This is a genomic window from Natronomonas moolapensis 8.8.11, assembly GCF_000591055.1.
Classification (GTDB): domain Archaea; phylum Halobacteriota; class Halobacteria; order Halobacteriales; family Haloarculaceae; genus Natronomonas; species Natronomonas moolapensis.
This window is the reverse complement of sequence record NC_020388.1, coordinates 1362246-1377311: the sequence shown is the minus strand read 5'-3', so window position 1 is coordinate 1377311 and position 15066 is coordinate 1362246. Positions and strand designations below refer to the sequence as shown.

The window sequence follows — 15066 nt, the reverse complement described above, 5'->3', positions numbered from 1 at the left end:
ACAGAACGACCGAGGAACGCCGAGCGGACGGGCCTACAACGGTGGCATCAGGCGCGCGCTGCGTCCGCATTCGCGTCGGACTCCAGATACGCCGCGACTGTCAACAGGTCCTCAACGTCGACCCCGAACGCCGACGCGTCGTTGTGGTCGACGGTGTTGTCGAACTGCAGCGACCGGAACTGATCCGAACCCATCCGCGGGACGCCGGGAATGGCGTCGAGCACCGACGCGGGAACGTGATCGAGCGATTTGAGCCCGATCCCCGCGACCGACATCGGGATCGAGACGACGCCGACCGATCGGCCGTCGGCCCCGTGGGCGAGGTCGGCGAGGTCGGCGAGCGTCAACACGTCAGGCCCACCGACCTCGTAGGTCTCGCCGGCGTGGGCGTCGTCTCCGTCCTCGACCGCCTCGTCGCCTCTCCCCTTGCCCCCGTCGTCGCCTCCTCCCTCGTTTCCCGCTATCGCGTCCGCAAGCATCGGAACGAGATCACCGACCCAGATCGGCTGGAACCGTGTCTCGCCGCCGCCCGGCAGCGGCGTGACGTAGGGCGGCGCGAGCCGCTTCGTGTAGGGGATGAACTCCCCGCCGTCGCCGAAGACGACCGAAGGCCGAAAGACGACCCACTCGAGGTCCGACTCCCGGACGAGTTCCTCCGCGAGTCCCTTCGACCGGATGTAGGCGGTGTCACCGTCGGGGTCGGCCCCGAGCGCGCTCAACTGGACCAATCGATCGACGCCGTGCGCTTCGGCCGCCCGGACGACGTTGGCCGTCCCGCCCTCGTGGACTCGAAAGTGCGTCTCGTTGCCGCCGGACGGACGGAACAGCGGCGACAGCGCCACGAGGTTGACGACGGCGTCTTGGCCCTCGAAGGCCCCCTCGATCGAGTCGTAGGCCGTCACGTCGCCCATCACCGTCCGGACGCCCGAGGGGAGATCCGCCGAGCCGGGCGAGCGCGACAACGCCGTCACCTCGTGGTCCCGGTCGTGTAGCTCCCGACAGAGGTGCGTGCCGATGAACCCCGTTCCGCCGACGACGAGTACGTGCATACAGGAAGTAGGCCCGCGCGCCGTATAAACTATCGTGACGCGACCGAGCCGTCGACGACAGAGGTGCTACGGTCGCCGCCGATCGACCGTCTGGGACGCCCCCTCGGTGCGCCCGCAACCGGTCAGCTGATACTGGTGGACGATCGACCGTCCCCCGACGCCGGATAGGCGAACGAAGACACTCTCGGAACGTCCGCGTCGATCTCATTTATAAATGAATCGTCCAGCGGGAGCCGTAGAGACGGCGATCGCGAGGCCCGCCGTCGTTCGGGGTGTTTAAATACACCTCGTACAAACGCCGACCGCTGCCGACGGACCGCTCAGGAGCGACAGCTATTTTTGAGTGACTCCGGTACGGGAAACTGCGCGCGGGTTGCCGAGCCAGGCCAAAGGCGTAGCGCTTAGGACGCTATCCCGTAGGGGTCCGCCGGTTCGAATCCGGTCCCGCGCATGCCATCTCCGAGCAACAGTGCGGAGTGGCATCGTCAGCGGGTTCGAACCCAGGGAGTCGCAGCGGCTGAGCGAAGCGAGGCCGACCGTCTCCCTCCGGTTCGAATCCGGTCCCGCGCACTGAGGAGCGAAGCGACGAGAGAGCAGGAGCGGTTCGAGTCCCACCAGACGCGCGCAGCGAAGCGAGCACGTCTGGTTCCGGTTCGAATCCGGTCCCGCGCATGCCATCTCCGAACAGCAGTGCGGAGTGGCATCGTCAGCGGGTTCGAACCCAGGGAGTCGCAGCGGCTGAGCGAAGCGAGGCCGACCGTCTCCCTCCGGTTCGAATCCGGTCCCGCGCACTTTGCGGCGAAGATCCCGCGAACCACGGATACACCAGGGGAATTCGAACCGAGTTTCCGCCCGGTCGCCTCCCGATGCAACGGGTTTTCCGTGTGGCGAACCTCGAACCGGTGTGACGATAGCTACTGGCGATTCCGTGACGCTCGAGTACACCGGCCGACTGGACGATGAGACCGTCTTCGATACCTCCCGCGAAGCCGTCGCCGAGGAGGCGGGGCTGGCGGAGGCCCAGCCCGACCGCGAGTACACGCCGCTGACGGTCGACGTCGGCGCCGAACAGGTCATCGAGGGGATGGAGGAGGGGCTCGTCGGCCTGGAGGCCGGCGAGACCACGACGCTCACGATCCCGCCCGAGAAGGCCTACGGCGAACACAGCGAGGAGCGCGTCCAGGAGTTCGAGACCGAGGAGCTACGGGAGATGCTCGGCGGGCAGACCCCAGAAGAGGGTGCCTACCTCGAGGCGCAGAACGGCCAACACGGCGAGGTCGTCCACAGCGGCGAGGCGGTCGTCCGGGTCGATTTCAACCCCCGACTCGCCGGCGAGACGCTGACGTTCGAAATCGAGATTGTCGAGGTCAACTGAACGGGGCTGTCGGAGTCGGGGGCTGTCGGAGTCGGAGGCTGTCGGAGTCGGAGGCTGTCGGAGTCGGGGGCTGTCGACCCTCGGGCCGAACACCACCTCACCCGGTCCGTCGCGTGACTGCCAGCCCCTCGCCGACGGGGAGCAGCGCGGTCTCGAACCCCTCCGCGGATCGAACGTGCTCGAGATACACTTCGATCCCGCGGGCCGCGTCTGCGTGTGGGTCGCCGAGTCGTTGCCCGTCGTCGCTTCTCTCTCCGTCGCCGTCGGCTTCTCCGCCGCCGTCCGCTTCTCCGCCGCCGTCCGCTTCTCCGTCGCCGTCGGCTTCTCCGTCGCCGTCGGCTTCTCCATCGGCGCTTCTCTCCCTGCCGCCGTCCACGTTTATATCGCCGTCCCCGCCCTCGGCTACGAGCCGGCGTAGCGTCCCGAACTCGTGGGGACCCTCGATTACGTTGTCGGCGACGACGAGGCCGCCGACGGGGAGCTTCGGGCGGATCGCCTCGAACGCCTCGACGTATCGGTGCTTTTCGTTGTCGAGCAACGCGATATCGAAGGGTCCCTCGTAGTCCTCGACGATCCCGACTGCGTCCCCTACCTCGAAACGCGCGCGGTCGGCGTAGCCGCCGCGTTCGAGATACTCCCGGGCGGCGTCTAACTCCTCGGCGTCGATCTCGGTGAGGACGATCTCGCCGTCCTCGGCCATCCCGCCGAGAAACCAGTACGCGGAGTAGCCGAACCCCGATCCGAACTCGAAGACCCGTTCGGCGTCGACGAGGCCGGCGAGCACCCGGAGCCACCCGCCAACCGCGGGGCCGACGGTCGGAAACCCCGCCGCCGCCGCGCGTCGGTCCATCGATTCGAGCACCGCGTCCGGTTCGGGGCCGATCGCCGCCGCGAACGCCTCGACGTCATCTGGCACGCCCATACCCACTGTGGGTCCCGCAGGGAGTTATAAACATCTCCGTGCGGACCGGCGCTCCCCGTAGACGGTCGTCGGTCACGGCTGATCGAGACCGGGACGTGGCATTGGTGTTCGTTCGGCTGCGCGAGGATTCGATTGTAGAGGCCCTCAAACGACTGAAATCGTGGGAGTGATCCACCGAGACGCCGGACCGCGCCGACTTCACCGAAGTACCGTCTCCCACCGTACCGCAGGCGCTCCGGGCTGTGTGATATTTATTCTGTGTCCTCGCGGGAGAGTGTGATCTCCCTGACTCTTTATAAAAACACCCCCACCCTACTCGCTCGCGGGTCCGTGTCGCCTCCACGGCGCTCGTCACGTTTTTCGACTATAGTAACCATCGCAAGTGATTACACATCGATCGCACTGCCATCGTGCGATCGAGTGTGCAGTGTCTTCCGATCGCTACTATAGCTCGGTGGCGCCTCTATGGCCACTTGATCGAACAGCCCCGCGAGGGAACGAACGTCTCCTCGGGAGCCTCGCCCGCGAGGACGGCATCGATCGCGTCGCGCACGTCGCCGCCCGGTTCGCCGGCGGGCTCGTCGTCGGGGTTCATCGCGTCGTCGAAGCGGCCGTGATACGCCAGCCGGAACACGCCGTCGTCGTTTTCGAACAGGAACGGATCGGGCGTACAGACCGCGCCGTACGCTCGCGCGACGGCAGCCGTCTCGTCCCGCAGGTACGCCGTGATGTCGATCTCGCCGCGGTCGACGTACTCGATCATCTTCTCGAGGGCGTCCTCGGGGTACGCCTCGGCATCGTTGGAGTTGATGCCGACGACCGCGACGTCGGCGTAGTCGGCGGCGATCGCGTTCATCACATCGAACTTCGCCTGCACGTACGGGCAGTGGTTGCACATGAACACGACGAGCAGAGCGTCGTGATCGTCGAAGAACTCGAGGTCGTACGTCCGGCCGTCGGCCCCCGGCAACTCGAACGCCGGCGCTCGGTCGCCGTACTCCACCTCCTCGGCGTCGGATTCGCGTGCCATACCACCCGTTGGCCGGCGGCGGACAAAAGTCATCCCTCCGTCTGCGGGCGGCGGGGATCGGTGGGGGGCCGCTCCCCCGAGGCTACCCCCCGAACGTCGTCGAAAAGACCGCCACGACCGCGAGGGCGATGCCGGCCCCTTTCGGGACCATCAGCGTCTCCTCGAGAAAGACGATCCCGAGGGCAGAACTGGCACTCAAAGAAAGCCCGAAGATGGGGACGACGATGCTGACCGGCCCGGCGGCGAGCGCCCGGTAGTACGCGAGGATGCCGATAGTCAGACACGCCCCGGCGGCGTAGATGTAGGGAGCACGCTCGTGTGTCAGCGCGGCGAGGAGGGGTCGGTCGGTCGCGAGGACGAGCGCGAGCGTGGCGATCGCGAGCATCCCGTTAGTCACCAACGCGACGCTGTCGGCGGGGAGGTCCCGCATGGCGACCTTCGTCAGCGGCGCGACCGCGGCGTAGGCGACGAGCGCCACGAGGGCGTACCGGAGATACTGCATGCGCAGTATCTTCCCGATAAAAAGGCTCTGCCGATGTCCCCTCTTGCGGGCTATTGTTCGCTCCCGCAGGCTGTCAATCTCCGCCACCCGAACATCCGAAACCGTCAAACCCGGCCCCGGTCAACGTCGAATCGGTAAATGACGCTCACTAAACGGATCATCCCCTGTATCGACGTCGACGTCGACGACGACGGGGAGGCGGCGGTCTACACCGGGGTCAACTTCGAGGACCTCGAGTACACCGGCGACCCGGTCGAACTCGCCAAGAAGTACAACGAGGCCGGCGCCGACGAGTTCGTCTTCCTCGACATCACCGCCTCTGCGGAGGGCAGAGAGACGATGCTCGACACCGTCTCGGCGGTGGCCGACGAGTGTTTCATTCCGCTGACCGTCGGCGGCGGCATCCGGACGAAACCCGATATCAAAGAGACGCTCAGGGCCGGCGCGGACAAGGTGTCGATCAACACGGGTGCGATCGAACGCCCCGAACTGATCGAGGCGGGGGCCGAGGCGTTCGGCAGCCAGTGTATCGTCATTTCGGTCGACGCCCGGCGACGCTTCGACGAGGCGGGCGAACACTACGTCGAGGTCGACGGCGAGTCCTGCTGGTTCGAATGTACGGTCAAAGGCGGCCGCGAGGGGACCGGCCTCGACGTCGTCGAGTGGGCGAACGAGGCTGCAAGCCGGGGTGCCGGCGAGTTGTTCGTCAACTCCATCGACGCCGACGGAACGAAACGGGGCTACGACATTCCCCTGACGAAGGCGGTCTGCGACAGCGTCTCGACGCCCGTCATCGCCTCGTCGGGCTGTGGGTCGCCCGAACACATGGACGAGGTGTTCACCGAGGCCGGCGCGGACGCCGCTCTCGCGGCCTCGATTTTCCACTTCGAGGAGTACTCGGTCGACGAGACCAAACGCCACCTCGCCGAGCAGGGGCTCCCGATCCGGATCTGAGCGGCGATGCGACGCCCGCGTTCGGCTAACGGAAGCTTTTATTTCACAGCAGCCGTTCTCGCGGACAGTACAATGACGGCGAGGGCGCGCCCGTGAAGTGGCAGTGTGCGTGGTGCGGCCGGGAGTACGACGCCGAGGATCCGCCGTGTGAGACCTGCGGCCACGAGGCGTTCGAACCGATCGAGGCAGGATCGGCCTCGCCCTTCGAAAGCGGTTCGCTCGTGTGGGTCTGCCCGAACTGCGGGCGCGAACACGTCAAACACTCCCCGCCCTGCTCGCGTTGTGGGAACCACTCTCTCGAGAAACGCGAGGCCGACGAGGTCGATCTGGACGGAGAGACGACGACTCCCGGGTACCTCTCGGTCGGCAAGCCGTACCTGGTCGGCGTCCTCGCCGTCGTCGCGGTCGTGGGGCTCGTTCTCGCGGGTGTGATTCCCCTCCCAGGCGTCGTCGGGCCGCCCGCTCCGCCGGAGGTCCCTGGCGACGCGGACCGAAGCGACGGGCTCGATCTGGCCGCCGTCGAAACCGAGCTACACGGGCGCTTCGACGACGAACGAACGGCGGCGGGCGTCGGTGAGCGCGCCCGCGGCGGGGGACTCGACGCGTACGCCGAGTACGCCACCCGCCACCGGGTCGCGGAGCGATACGACCCCGACTACGACGGCTCCGTCCCCGATTTCGGGGCGTTCGAGCCGCGGTGTTCGGCCTCGCCGACGTTCGGGATCGCCGAACCCGACGTCGACGTGTCGGCCTACGACGGCGAGGCCGCCCTCGCCGGAGCGATCGCCGACGGACTGCTGTCGAACGACGGGGTACGCGAGGCCGTCCTCGCCGATCGTGGGGGCGAGGGGATCGACGTCCACGTCGCCCTGGACGGGACCGTATTCGTCGGGTATATAACCTGTTGAGAGACGACTCCTCGAGACGTAGTCGCCGCGTCCGGGTGTGGGAGTGGGGGTGGGTCAGGCCGCGGATTCGAACGCGTCGACGAAGGCGCCGGTCTTCGTCTTGACGCCGGCCGCGCCGGCCTCAAGGGCGTCGAGGGGATCGATGCTGCCGTCGGTCTTGAGCGTGACCACGGGGTCGGTCTGACCACCCGATTGCTCGGGGTTCATATCGTACGTCGCGGTGGTGACGCCCTCTACCTCCAACAGCGCCCCCTTCAGCACGTTCATGAACGTATGGTCTTCGCCTTGCACCTCGATCGACAGTTCCGTCTCCAGATTCTCGATGACGCGTAAATCCATTGTCCGTGTGTAGGTGTATCGGCTGTATGAGCGTTACGGAAGCGCGGGCCGAGTGGCCGGGGGAGGCGGCCGCTCTGGCGACCCACGAGGTGGACTGCTGGCCCACCGACTGATAAACCACGAGGTGGACTGCTGGCCCACCGACTAGTAAAGAGTTTTGCGCCCGCGGCGCTCAGTAGTGTGCATGACCACGTTCGAGTACGACGTCGCCATCGTCGGGGCCGGGACGTCCGGCTGTTACGCCGCGGCGACCGTCGCCGGGGCCGGCTACGACGTCGTCATCGTCGAGCGAAAAACGGAGACCGAGGCGGGCCACATCGCCTGCGGCGACGCGCTGAAGGGCGCCGACAAATTCCCCGAATCGATCCCGAAGTCCCACATCGAGGACTCGTTTACCAACACCGAGGTCGATCACGGCCGGTTCGAGATTCCCCAAGAGGGCGTGGCGCTCGACATCCCCGTCCCGGGCGAACTCGCGGTCATCGACCGCTACGATTACGGCCGCCGGCTCATAGACGGGGCCGAACGCGCCGACACGACGTTTCACTACGACACCGTCGTCCAGGACGTCCTCCAGGATGACAACGGCCGAGTGTACGGCTTCGAGGCGACGAAACAGGGCGAGCACCGCCGCTACGAGGCCGACATCGTCCTCGACGGGGCCGGGGCTCTCTCGCTTTTGCAGGACAAAGCCGACTTCGAGTCCGCGAGCTTCGATACGAACGTCCGGTACTCGCAGTTCTCCTCGGCCTACCGGGAGGTCATCGAGGTGGACGAGCCGGTCGCGTGGTCCGACGCTCTAGTGTTCAAGCCGACGAAGCGCTCGGCGGGATATCTGTGGTATTTCCCGCGGACGCCGACGGAGATCAACGTCGGGCTGGGCTTCCAGATGAACGAGGAGCCGATGCAGTTGGTCGCCGACCTCCGGGAGGACGTCCAGAGCCGTCCGGAGCTGAAAAACGCCACTGTCACGGACAAACTCGGAGCGGCGCTGCCGACCCGCCGGCCCTACGACTCGGCGGTCGCGCCCGGCTATATGGCGATCGGCGACGCCGCCGCTCACGTCAACCCCATCAGCGGCGGCGGGATCGCCGGGGCCGCCTACGCCGGCCAGTACGCGGGCGAGCAGGCCATCGAAGCCTTGGAAACCGACGACGTGAGCGAGTCGTCGCTGTGGCGATACAACAAGCGCGTCATGGAGCACTACGGCGGCCGCTACGCTGCCCTCGACACCTACAACATCCTGTCGACGGCCTACGATCTCGACGACCTGCTCGCGCTGTTGGCATCGCTGCCGGCCGAGAAGCTCTCGGATGCGCTGTACTCGGGGTCGGCAAACGTGGGGTGGGGGCTCAAACTCCGGGTGCTCGTCCGCAGCTTCGGCCACTGGGGGACGCTGAAGAACCTCTACGAGACGAAACGGCTCGCGGATCGACTGCTCGAACACTACGGGGCGTACCCCGACTCGCCCGGGGGGTTTTCCGCCTGGCGGCGCGAGCGCGACCGAATCATGGACGACATCTACGCCGAGACCGGCGCGGAAGCGAAGTACTGACGCGTCCCCGTACCGGGCGTCCCCCGGTCGATGCCACTCGGTGCGGTCGAGTCCGGACGGAGAGCGATCGCCGATGGGCAGGATCGCAAGCAGCCCCGCCGATCAAGCCGACGCCCCGTCGGGTTCCCGGCGGCGGCGTGGATCGATCGAGAGCGTGGCCGACGGAAGCCAGGGGTGCGATTTGAACGCACGAACTCCCGATTACAAGTCGGGTGCTTGAACCACCCAAGCTCCCCTGGCACGCGTCACCCGTCGTTGGATAGGGGGTCGTCGTTGATGGGCTTTTCGAGTTCGATCCGGTGGGGGGTATAGCCGTGTCGCGCGTAGAACGACCGCGCGGCGTCGTTTCGCGCCATCGCTTCTAAGGTGACGACCCCGACACCTAGCGAGACGAGCTCGCGCTCGGCCGCCGCGAGGAGCGCGCTCCCGATCCCCTCGCCGCGGTCGGACGGTTCGACGTAGACGTTGTGGATCGTTCCCCGAGTGACGTCCTGCTCGTAGCGGCCCGATTCGACCCCGAACGTGACGAACCCGACGACGGTGCCGCCCCGCCGCGCGGAAAAGACCGTGTCGGTAACGGCGTGTCTGAGCATCGTTTCGTGGATCACTTCCCGGTTGGCCTCGGCCTCGAGGTGAGAGCTGTGGCGGCGCTGGTCGGCGGCGAGGTCGACCCAGAGGTCGGCCAACCGGTCCGCATCGTCGGTACCGGCCGAGGAGATGGTCACGTCTCCCGGTGGTGTGAAATTGCGGTCGGGATCGGGGCCGAGGTCGTCCGGTGCGTCGGCCACCACGGCTACCGGTGGAGAGCCTCGACGCCGGCGAGCGTGTCGCCGGTCAGCATTCGTAGCGCCGCGCCGCCGCCCGTCGAGACGTGGTCGAACCCCTCGAGGAGGTCGAGCTTCCGGAGCGCGGAGGCGGTGTCGCCGCCGCCGACGATGCTCGTATCGGCCCGTGTCGCGGAGCTGTACATCTCGAGGGTGCCCGTCTCGAAGCGGTCGTCCTCGAAGACGCCGGCGGGGCCGTTGAGGATCGCGGTCCCGGCGTCGTCGAGAATCTCCGCGTAGGCCGCGACCGTCCGTACGCCGATGTCCATCGCCGGGCTGTTGCTCGGCAGTTCGTCGAGGTCGAACTCGCATCGCTCGTCGCCGCGCTCGACGGCGACGTCGCGGGGCATATATATCCGGTGGCTGAAGTCGTCCAGCAGGTCCCCGGCGTTCTTGACCGCGTCGTGGCTTCGTTCGTTGACGACCCCCGCCGAGGCCGCCCCCAGCGAGACGCCGTCGGCCAGGAGGAAGGCGTTGCCGACGATGCCGGCGGTCAACACCGAGTCCGCGAGCCCCCGCTCGAGGACCGACCGCGCGACCTCGATCGAATCGTCGACCTTCGCGCCGCCGAGGACGTACACGCGGGGTTCGGGGCTCTCGGCGATGTTGCCGAGGACGTCGAGTTCTCGCTCCATCACGCGTCCGGCGTAGGGGTCCAAGAGCTCCGGGAAGCCGACGATCGACGGCTGGCGGCGGTGAGAGGTGGCGAAGGCGTCGTTGACGTAGGCGTCGAGGGCGGGGGCGAGCCGCTCGACGAGGTACGTCTCCGCCGCCGCCTCGGGGTCGAACGACATGTACTCCTCGGAATAAAACCGGGTGTTCTCGAGGAGGACGGCCGATCCGGGCTCGAGCCCCGCGATCCGCTCGCGGGCATCGGCGGTGAACGTCGAGTCGCTGTAGGCGACCGGGAACCCGAGGAGTTCGTCGAGCCGGTCGGCGTGGGCCCGGAGGTCGGTGAACTCCTCGCCGCCGGGGCGGCCCTGGTGGGCGAGCAACGCGACGCGGGCGCCCCGACGGCACAACTCGGCGATCGTCTCGACGTGTGCCCGGAGGCGGGCGTCGTCGTCCAGCCCGTCGCCGTCGATCGGGCTGTTGATGTCAACGCGAACCCCGAGCGCGGCCCCCTCGGCGTCGAGGTCGTCGAGCGTCCGTATCATACTGGATCACTCAATTGGTCGTTACGAAAGCCTTGCGCAACGAGTCCGCCAGACGGGTCCGCCGGGGCGGAGACGAGGTCGGATCGGCGGCCACGGCGTCCCGCGGCCCGTCCGGCATCGCCAGCCCGCGACGCGGACTTCGCGAGGCTGATACCGACGCCGCGGACCGGGTTGACCGGCTGATCCGACAGAACTCGAACAAGCCGAAGGGTACTTTAGGATGTGTACCGCCTACCCGAGTAGAGTCACAGTATGGGCACAGCTATCACGGACACTTATAAAAAAAGCCAGCAACTACTGGCTTCGGATCCTATTCGTGCGGTCGTCGTCGTCGTGGCGGTGGTCCTGTTTTTCGACCTCGGCTGGCAGTTGGCGTCGGGGCAGACCCCGGTCTCCGAACTCGGCGTACTGATAAAAGACGGGCTGATGCGGGGGCTGTTTTTCGGCCTCGCCGGGATCGGACTCTCCATGACGTACAGCATCCTGAGTTTCGCGAACTTCTCGCACGGCGATCTGATCACCGGCGGGGCCTTCGCCGGGATGATGGCGACCTACGTTGTGGCGGGCGGCTTCGGTGCGGAAGCCGATCTGGGGTCGCTGCTACTCGTCGGTGCGGGCGGGTCGGTCTTCGGGGCCAGCCTCGGTATCGGGGTTGCCACCTCACCGATCGCGGTACTCATCGGCGTCCTCGTCGCCGGGGCATCGGCGATCGCGCTCGCGCTTGCGATCGACCGACTGGCGTACCGGCCGATCAGAGACCGGTCCGGAATCGCGCTGTTGATAACGAGCGTCGGCGTCGCGTTCGCACTCCGGTATCTGATTCAGTTCGTCTTCGGGCCCGGCCGGCGCGGGGTGACAGCATCGGGGGACGTTCCGAGCGTCGCGATCCCACTCGTCGACGGAATCGTCAGCCTCGATCTGCACGAGGTGTCGCTCGTCGTCGTCGCGGTCGCGCTGATGGGCGGGCTACACCTGCTTCTCCAGCGAACGAAACTCGGGAAGGCGATGCGGGCGATGGCGGACAACGAGGACCTCGCCCGAGTGACCGGAATCCCGACGGAGCGAGTCATCCGCTTTACGTGGATCATCGGCGCCGGTCTCGCCGGTGTCGCCGGTTATATGTTCGTCATCTGGAACGGGACGCTACACTGGTTCCAGGGGTGGGTCCTCCTGTTGCCGGTGTTCGCAGCGGTAATCCTCGGCGGAATCGGGTCGATATACGGAGCCATCGTCGGCGGCCTCGTCATCGGTCTCACGATGTCGGTCTCCGTCGTCTGGATCCCGACTGGCCTCTCGAGGGCGGCCGCGTTCGTCGTAATGATCGTCGTGTTGCTCGTGCGCCCGACGGGCATCTTCTCCGGGAGGTCGACTGCATGAGCGACGAGACTGGCGACAGCCCGAACGCGACGGCACTGGCAGCGGTCTGGGGGCAAGACGCCGTGAAGCTGACGGCGCTCGTTGCCGGGCTGTTCGCGCTGTACCTCGCTGGCGGGATGCTCCTCGAGTACGGGGTCAGACAACAGGTCAACTCGATCGCTCAGCTCTTGTTTTATATTGCCGTGTTCGCTATGTTGGCGCTCGGGCTCAACCTCCATTGGGGGTACACGGGACTGTTTAACATCGGCGTCATCGGGTTCATGGCGATCGGCATCTACACGACGGCCATCCTCTCGAAGGGCGCGATGTTGACACAGCCGGCAGCCGGGTCGACGGGCGGGTTCGGCCTGCCGCTTTGGCTCGGTATCGTCGGCGGCGTCGTTGCGGCGTCGATCTTCGGCGGTCTCGTTGCGCTACCGGCGTTGCGTCTCCGCGCCGACTACTTCGCTATCGTCACAATCGGCCTCAGCGAGATCGTTCGGTTCACGTTGCTCGAGTCCAGTTTCCAAGACGTCGTCGTCGCCGGGTACTACACCGGTCTCGGTGGTGGCTCCGGGCTCATCCTCGATTTCGACCCGACGGATCAACTTCTCGCCGTCTTGGGGCTCTCGGAAGCCTACGTGGGGTTCACCGAGTCGCTCGGAACCCAACTCGGTCTCGGGGCGAACCCAAAGCCCGTACTCGATGGCCTCTTTTATGCGCTCGTCCTGCTGGTGTTCCTGGCTGGGTTCTACGTGACACTGCGACGGATCGGCAACTCGCCGTTCGGTCGGGTGCTGAAAGCGATCCGCGAGGACGAGGAGGCGACCCGCTCGCTCGGCAAGGACACGAGCCGATTCAAGATACAGGCGTTTATGATTGGCTGCGGATTGATGGGACTGGCCGGCATCCTGTTTTACGCCGAACAGGGCGCGATCACGCCCGACGCGTTCCGACCACGGATCACCTTCTTCGTGTGGATCGCGCTCATTATCGGCGGTGCCGGCTCGAACACGGGCAGCGTCGTCGGCGGCGCGGTGTTTGCGGCCTTTCTGTTCCGCGGGCCGCTGTTCGTCAAGAACATCGTTCAGGAGACGATCGAGGTCGACGCGGTCGACACGTTCGCTGGGGCCGTTGCGCCGATCGTGGACTCGGCGAACCCGATCCCGTTGTTCGTGTACACGATCGACAATATGCAACAACTACAACTCGTCATCATGGGTCTCGTGCTCGTATACCTGATGCACAACCGGCCGGAGGGGATACTCGGCCACCGCAAGGAAGCCGCGAGTCCGATCGGGCTCGAACGACCGGCGGGTGGCGGATCGGCCGGAACGACGTCGCTCGGCGACAGCGCTAACGCCGACAAGGAGGACGCAGATGAGTGACACCGAAGCCACTGACGCGGCAGCCGGGACGGCCGTTTCGGGCCGGTCGGGGGCCTCCCCCGAGGACCGCGAGGGCGTCGAGACGCACGACTCGGACATCGAGCGGGCGGCGAAACACACGCCCAGTTCGATCCCGCTCCGCGTCGAGGGGCTGCGAAAGGAGTTCGGCAGCATCACCGCCGTCGACGGGGCGAGTTTCAGCGTCGAAAAGGGGTCTATCACCGGGTTGATCGGCCCGAACGGAGCCGGCAAGTCGACGACGTTCAACTGCATCACGGGAATCCACGAACCGACCGACGGGACTGTCTACTTCCAGGGCGAAGACGTCACGGGGCTGTCGCCGAACCGGATCGCAAACCACGGCCTCGTCCGCACCTTCCAACTCGCTCGCGAGCTCGAGGAGATGACCGTCATCGAGAACATGATGCTCGCACCGAAGGGCCAACTCGGCGAGTCGCTGTGGCGGTCGGTGCTGCCGCTCGCCCGCCGGGGCGTCGTCGAACAGGAGCGGAAGGTACTCGAGCGCTGCTGGGAGATGCTCGAGTTCTTCGAGATCGATCATCTCGCCGAAGAGTATGCGGGCAACCTCTCGGGGGGCCAACGGAAGCTCCTCGAGTTGGCCCGCGCACTGCTGACGGACCCGACGATGTTGCTACTCGATGAGCCGTTCGCGGGCGTCAACCCCTCGCTCGAAGGGCGGCTCCTCGAGCACATTCACGAACTTCGCGAGGACGGGTACACGTTCCTCATCGTCGAACACGACATGGACCTGATTATGGAGCACTGCGAACACATCATCGTGATGCATCAGGGGTCCGTCCTCACGGAAGGGCCACCGTCCGAGGTTCGATCGAACGAGGCGGTCATCGAGGCGTATCTCGGGGGCGACGTCGAATGAGTGACATCGACAGCGAGACCGACCCCGACACCGGGGACGCGGTCGACGCCGAGCCCGAGACAGACGCCGACACCGGCGCCAACAGAGGTGCCAGGCGCTGGGACGACAGCATACTCGAGGTGCGAAACCTCGACGCCGGCTACGGGGACCTACAGATTCTCTCGGACGTCGACCTCGACGTCAGGCCGGGAGAGTACGTCACGATTGTCGGTCCGAACGGGGCAGGCAAATCGACCCTTATGAAATCCGTGTTCGGGCTGACGAACCGGATGGACGGCTCCGTCACGTTCGGTGGATCGGACATTACCGACACCGTCCCCGAGGAGATCATCTACGAAGGGATCGGCTACGTGCCCCAAAACGACAATGTGTTCGCGAATCTCTCGGTTCAGGAGAACCTGGAGATGGGGGCGTACATCCTCGACGAGACGCCCGAGGACGCCCTCGAGACCGTCTACGACCGCTTTCCCATCCTCCGGGAACGGCGCGAACAGAAGGCCGGGACGATGTCCGGCGGCCAGCGACAGATGCTCGCGATGGGTCGGACGCTGATGCTCGACCCCGATTTGCTGTTGCTCGACGAGCCCTCAGCCGGTCTCGCACCCGACCTCGTCGACGACATGTTCGACCGCATCGACCGCATCAACGACGACGGAACGGCGATCCTGATGGTCGAACAGAACGCCAAGGAGGCGCTCAGGCGGTGTGATAGGGGGTACGTCCTGGTCGACGGACGAAACCGCTATGAGGACTCCGGCGTCGAACTGCTGGCCGACCAGGGAGTCCGACAGGACTTCCTGGGCGGGTGA

14 protein-coding genes, 2 tRNA genes and 1 pseudogene are annotated in these 15066 nt (G+C 66.3%); 9 read left to right on the top strand and 8 right to left on the bottom strand.

Annotated elements, in window-relative coordinates; genetic code table 11:
* Positions 1 to 47: 47 nt before the first annotated feature.
* Positions 48 to 1049, bottom strand: coding sequence for a complex I NDUFA9 subunit family protein (locus NMLP_RS06880; RefSeq protein ID WP_015409401.1), 1002 nt, complete (start codon positions 1047 to 1049; stop codon positions 48 to 50).
* A gap of 366 nt (positions 1050 to 1415) precedes the next feature.
* Here NMLP_RS06880 and NMLP_RS06875 point away from each other — a divergent pair.
* Together NMLP_RS06875 and NMLP_RS06870 are read left to right on the top strand one after the other, a co-directional pair.
* Positions 1416 to 1500 (top strand) — tRNA-Leu (locus NMLP_RS06875).
* A 453-nt stretch (positions 1501 to 1953) separates the two neighbouring features.
* Complete coding sequence (locus NMLP_RS06870; protein WP_015409400.1) at positions 1954 to 2424, top strand: FKBP-type peptidyl-prolyl cis-trans isomerase; 471 nt, start codon at positions 1954 to 1956, stop codon at positions 2422 to 2424.
* Between the two features lie 376 nt (positions 2425 to 2800).
* Here the strand turns inward: NMLP_RS06870 and NMLP_RS14760 are convergent.
* The 3 genes and pseudogenes from NMLP_RS14760 to NMLP_RS06855 form a co-directional block, all read right to left on the bottom strand.
* Positions 2801 to 3346: pseudogene (locus NMLP_RS14760) on the bottom strand (O-methyltransferase); the annotation flags it as partial.
* Between the two features lie 463 nt (positions 3347 to 3809).
* The gene (locus NMLP_RS06860) at positions 3810 to 4376 is read right to left on the bottom strand and encodes a thioredoxin family protein (protein WP_015409398.1); all 567 of its coding nucleotides are present in this window, start codon (positions 4374 to 4376) and stop codon (positions 3810 to 3812) included.
* A gap of 82 nt (positions 4377 to 4458) precedes the next feature.
* Complete coding sequence (locus NMLP_RS06855) at positions 4459 to 4878, bottom strand: EamA family transporter (protein ID WP_015409397.1); 420 nt, start codon at positions 4876 to 4878, stop codon at positions 4459 to 4461.
* A 138-nt stretch (positions 4879 to 5016) separates the two neighbouring features.
* On the opposite strand from NMLP_RS06855, the gene hisF reads away from it, so the two are divergent.
* Both hisF and NMLP_RS06845 read left to right on the top strand, forming a co-directional pair.
* Positions 5017 to 5832, top strand: coding sequence for an imidazole glycerol phosphate synthase subunit HisF (gene hisF, locus NMLP_RS06850; protein ID WP_015409396.1), 816 nt, complete (start codon positions 5017 to 5019; stop codon positions 5830 to 5832).
* Positions 5833 to 5924: 92 nt separating this feature from the next.
* A complete protein-coding gene (locus tag NMLP_RS06845) occupies positions 5925 to 6740 on the top strand; it encodes a hypothetical protein (RefSeq protein WP_015409395.1) in 816 nt (271 codons plus the stop codon).
* Between the two features lie 54 nt (positions 6741 to 6794).
* On the opposite strand, the gene NMLP_RS06840 is transcribed toward NMLP_RS06845, so the two are convergent.
* Entirely contained in the window at positions 6795 to 7079 is a 285-nt protein-coding gene (locus NMLP_RS06840) for a DNA-directed RNA polymerase subunit L (protein ID WP_015409394.1), read from the bottom strand.
* A gap of 184 nt (positions 7080 to 7263) precedes the next feature.
* Between NMLP_RS06840 and NMLP_RS06835 the strand changes: the two genes are divergently transcribed.
* Entirely contained in the window at positions 7264 to 8634 is a 1371-nt protein-coding gene (locus tag NMLP_RS06835) for a geranylgeranyl reductase family protein (protein WP_015409393.1), read from the top strand.
* A gap of 166 nt (positions 8635 to 8800) precedes the next feature.
* On the opposite strand, the gene NMLP_RS06830 is transcribed toward NMLP_RS06835, so the two are convergent.
* The 3 genes from NMLP_RS06830 to NMLP_RS06820 form a co-directional block, all read right to left on the bottom strand.
* Positions 8801 to 8874, bottom strand: a tRNA-Thr gene (locus NMLP_RS06830).
* A 5-nt stretch (positions 8875 to 8879) separates the two neighbouring features.
* Positions 8880 to 9422: a GNAT family N-acetyltransferase gene (locus tag NMLP_RS06825; protein ID WP_394296870.1), complete on the bottom strand. Its 543-nt coding sequence runs from the start codon at positions 9420 to 9422 to the stop codon at positions 8880 to 8882.
* A gap of 5 nt (positions 9423 to 9427) precedes the next feature.
* Positions 9428 to 10615, bottom strand: coding sequence for a phosphoglycerate kinase (locus NMLP_RS06820; protein ID WP_015409391.1), 1188 nt, complete (start codon positions 10613 to 10615; stop codon positions 9428 to 9430).
* 426 nt (positions 10616 to 11041) lie between these two features.
* Here NMLP_RS06820 and NMLP_RS06815 point away from each other — a divergent pair, with 426 nt between their 5' ends.
* The 4 genes from NMLP_RS06815 to NMLP_RS06800 are packed head-to-tail and all read left to right on the top strand — an operon-like array spanning position 11042 to position 15066.
* Positions 11042 to 11992, top strand: a complete 951-nt coding sequence (locus NMLP_RS06815) for a branched-chain amino acid ABC transporter permease (protein ID WP_394296873.1) — start codon at positions 11042 to 11044, stop codon at positions 11990 to 11992.
* Complete coding sequence (locus NMLP_RS06810) at positions 11989 to 13359, top strand: branched-chain amino acid ABC transporter permease (protein ID WP_015409389.1); 1371 nt, start codon at positions 11989 to 11991, stop codon at positions 13357 to 13359. Before NMLP_RS06815 ends, NMLP_RS06810 begins: the two co-directional genes overlap by 4 nt.
* Positions 13352 to 14257 carry an ABC transporter ATP-binding protein gene (locus NMLP_RS06805; protein ID WP_015409388.1) on the top strand — a complete coding sequence of 302 codons (906 nt, stop codon included), beginning with the start codon at positions 13352 to 13354 and terminating at the stop codon, positions 14255 to 14257. The genes NMLP_RS06810 and NMLP_RS06805 overlap by 8 nt, the downstream gene beginning before the upstream one ends.
* Positions 14254 to 15066: an ABC transporter ATP-binding protein gene (locus NMLP_RS06800; RefSeq protein ID WP_015409387.1), complete on the top strand. Its 813-nt coding sequence runs from the start codon at positions 14254 to 14256 to the stop codon at positions 15064 to 15066. Before NMLP_RS06805 ends, NMLP_RS06800 begins: the two co-directional genes overlap by 4 nt.

What these genes read in the sequence shown, in the direction of transcription:
- hisF (WP_015409396.1), top strand. Translation starts at nt 5,017, where the DNA reads ATGACGCTCACTAAACGGATCATCCCCTGTATCGACGTCGACGTCGAC.
- NMLP_RS06805 (WP_015409388.1), top strand. Translation starts at nt 13,352, where the DNA reads ATGAGTGACACCGAAGCCACTGACGCGGCAGCCGGGACGGCCGTTTCG.
- NMLP_RS06840 (WP_015409394.1), bottom strand. Translation starts at nt 7,079, where the DNA reads ATGGATTTACGCGTCATCGAGAATCTGGAGACGGAACTGTCGATCGAG.
- NMLP_RS06820 (WP_015409391.1), bottom strand. Translation starts at nt 10,615, where the DNA reads ATGATACGGACGCTCGACGACCTCGACGCCGAGGGGGCCGCGCTCGGG.
- NMLP_RS06835 (WP_015409393.1), top strand. Translation starts at nt 7,264, where the DNA reads ATGACCACGTTCGAGTACGACGTCGCCATCGTCGGGGCCGGGACGTCC.
- NMLP_RS06810 (WP_015409389.1), top strand. Translation starts at nt 11,989, where the DNA reads ATGAGCGACGAGACTGGCGACAGCCCGAACGCGACGGCACTGGCAGCG.
- NMLP_RS06860 (WP_015409398.1), bottom strand. Translation starts at nt 4,376, where the DNA reads ATGGCACGCGAATCCGACGCCGAGGAGGTGGAGTACGGCGACCGAGCG.
- NMLP_RS06880 (WP_015409401.1), bottom strand. Translation starts at nt 1,049, where the DNA reads ATGCACGTACTCGTCGTCGGCGGAACGGGGTTCATCGGCACGCACCTC.
- NMLP_RS06815 (WP_394296873.1), top strand. Translation starts at nt 11,042, where the DNA reads ATGCGGGGGCTGTTTTTCGGCCTCGCCGGGATCGGACTCTCCATGACG.
- NMLP_RS06800 (WP_015409387.1), top strand. Translation starts at nt 14,254, where the DNA reads ATGAGTGACATCGACAGCGAGACCGACCCCGACACCGGGGACGCGGTC.
- NMLP_RS06855 (WP_015409397.1), bottom strand. Translation starts at nt 4,878, where the DNA reads ATGCAGTATCTCCGGTACGCCCTCGTGGCGCTCGTCGCCTACGCCGCG.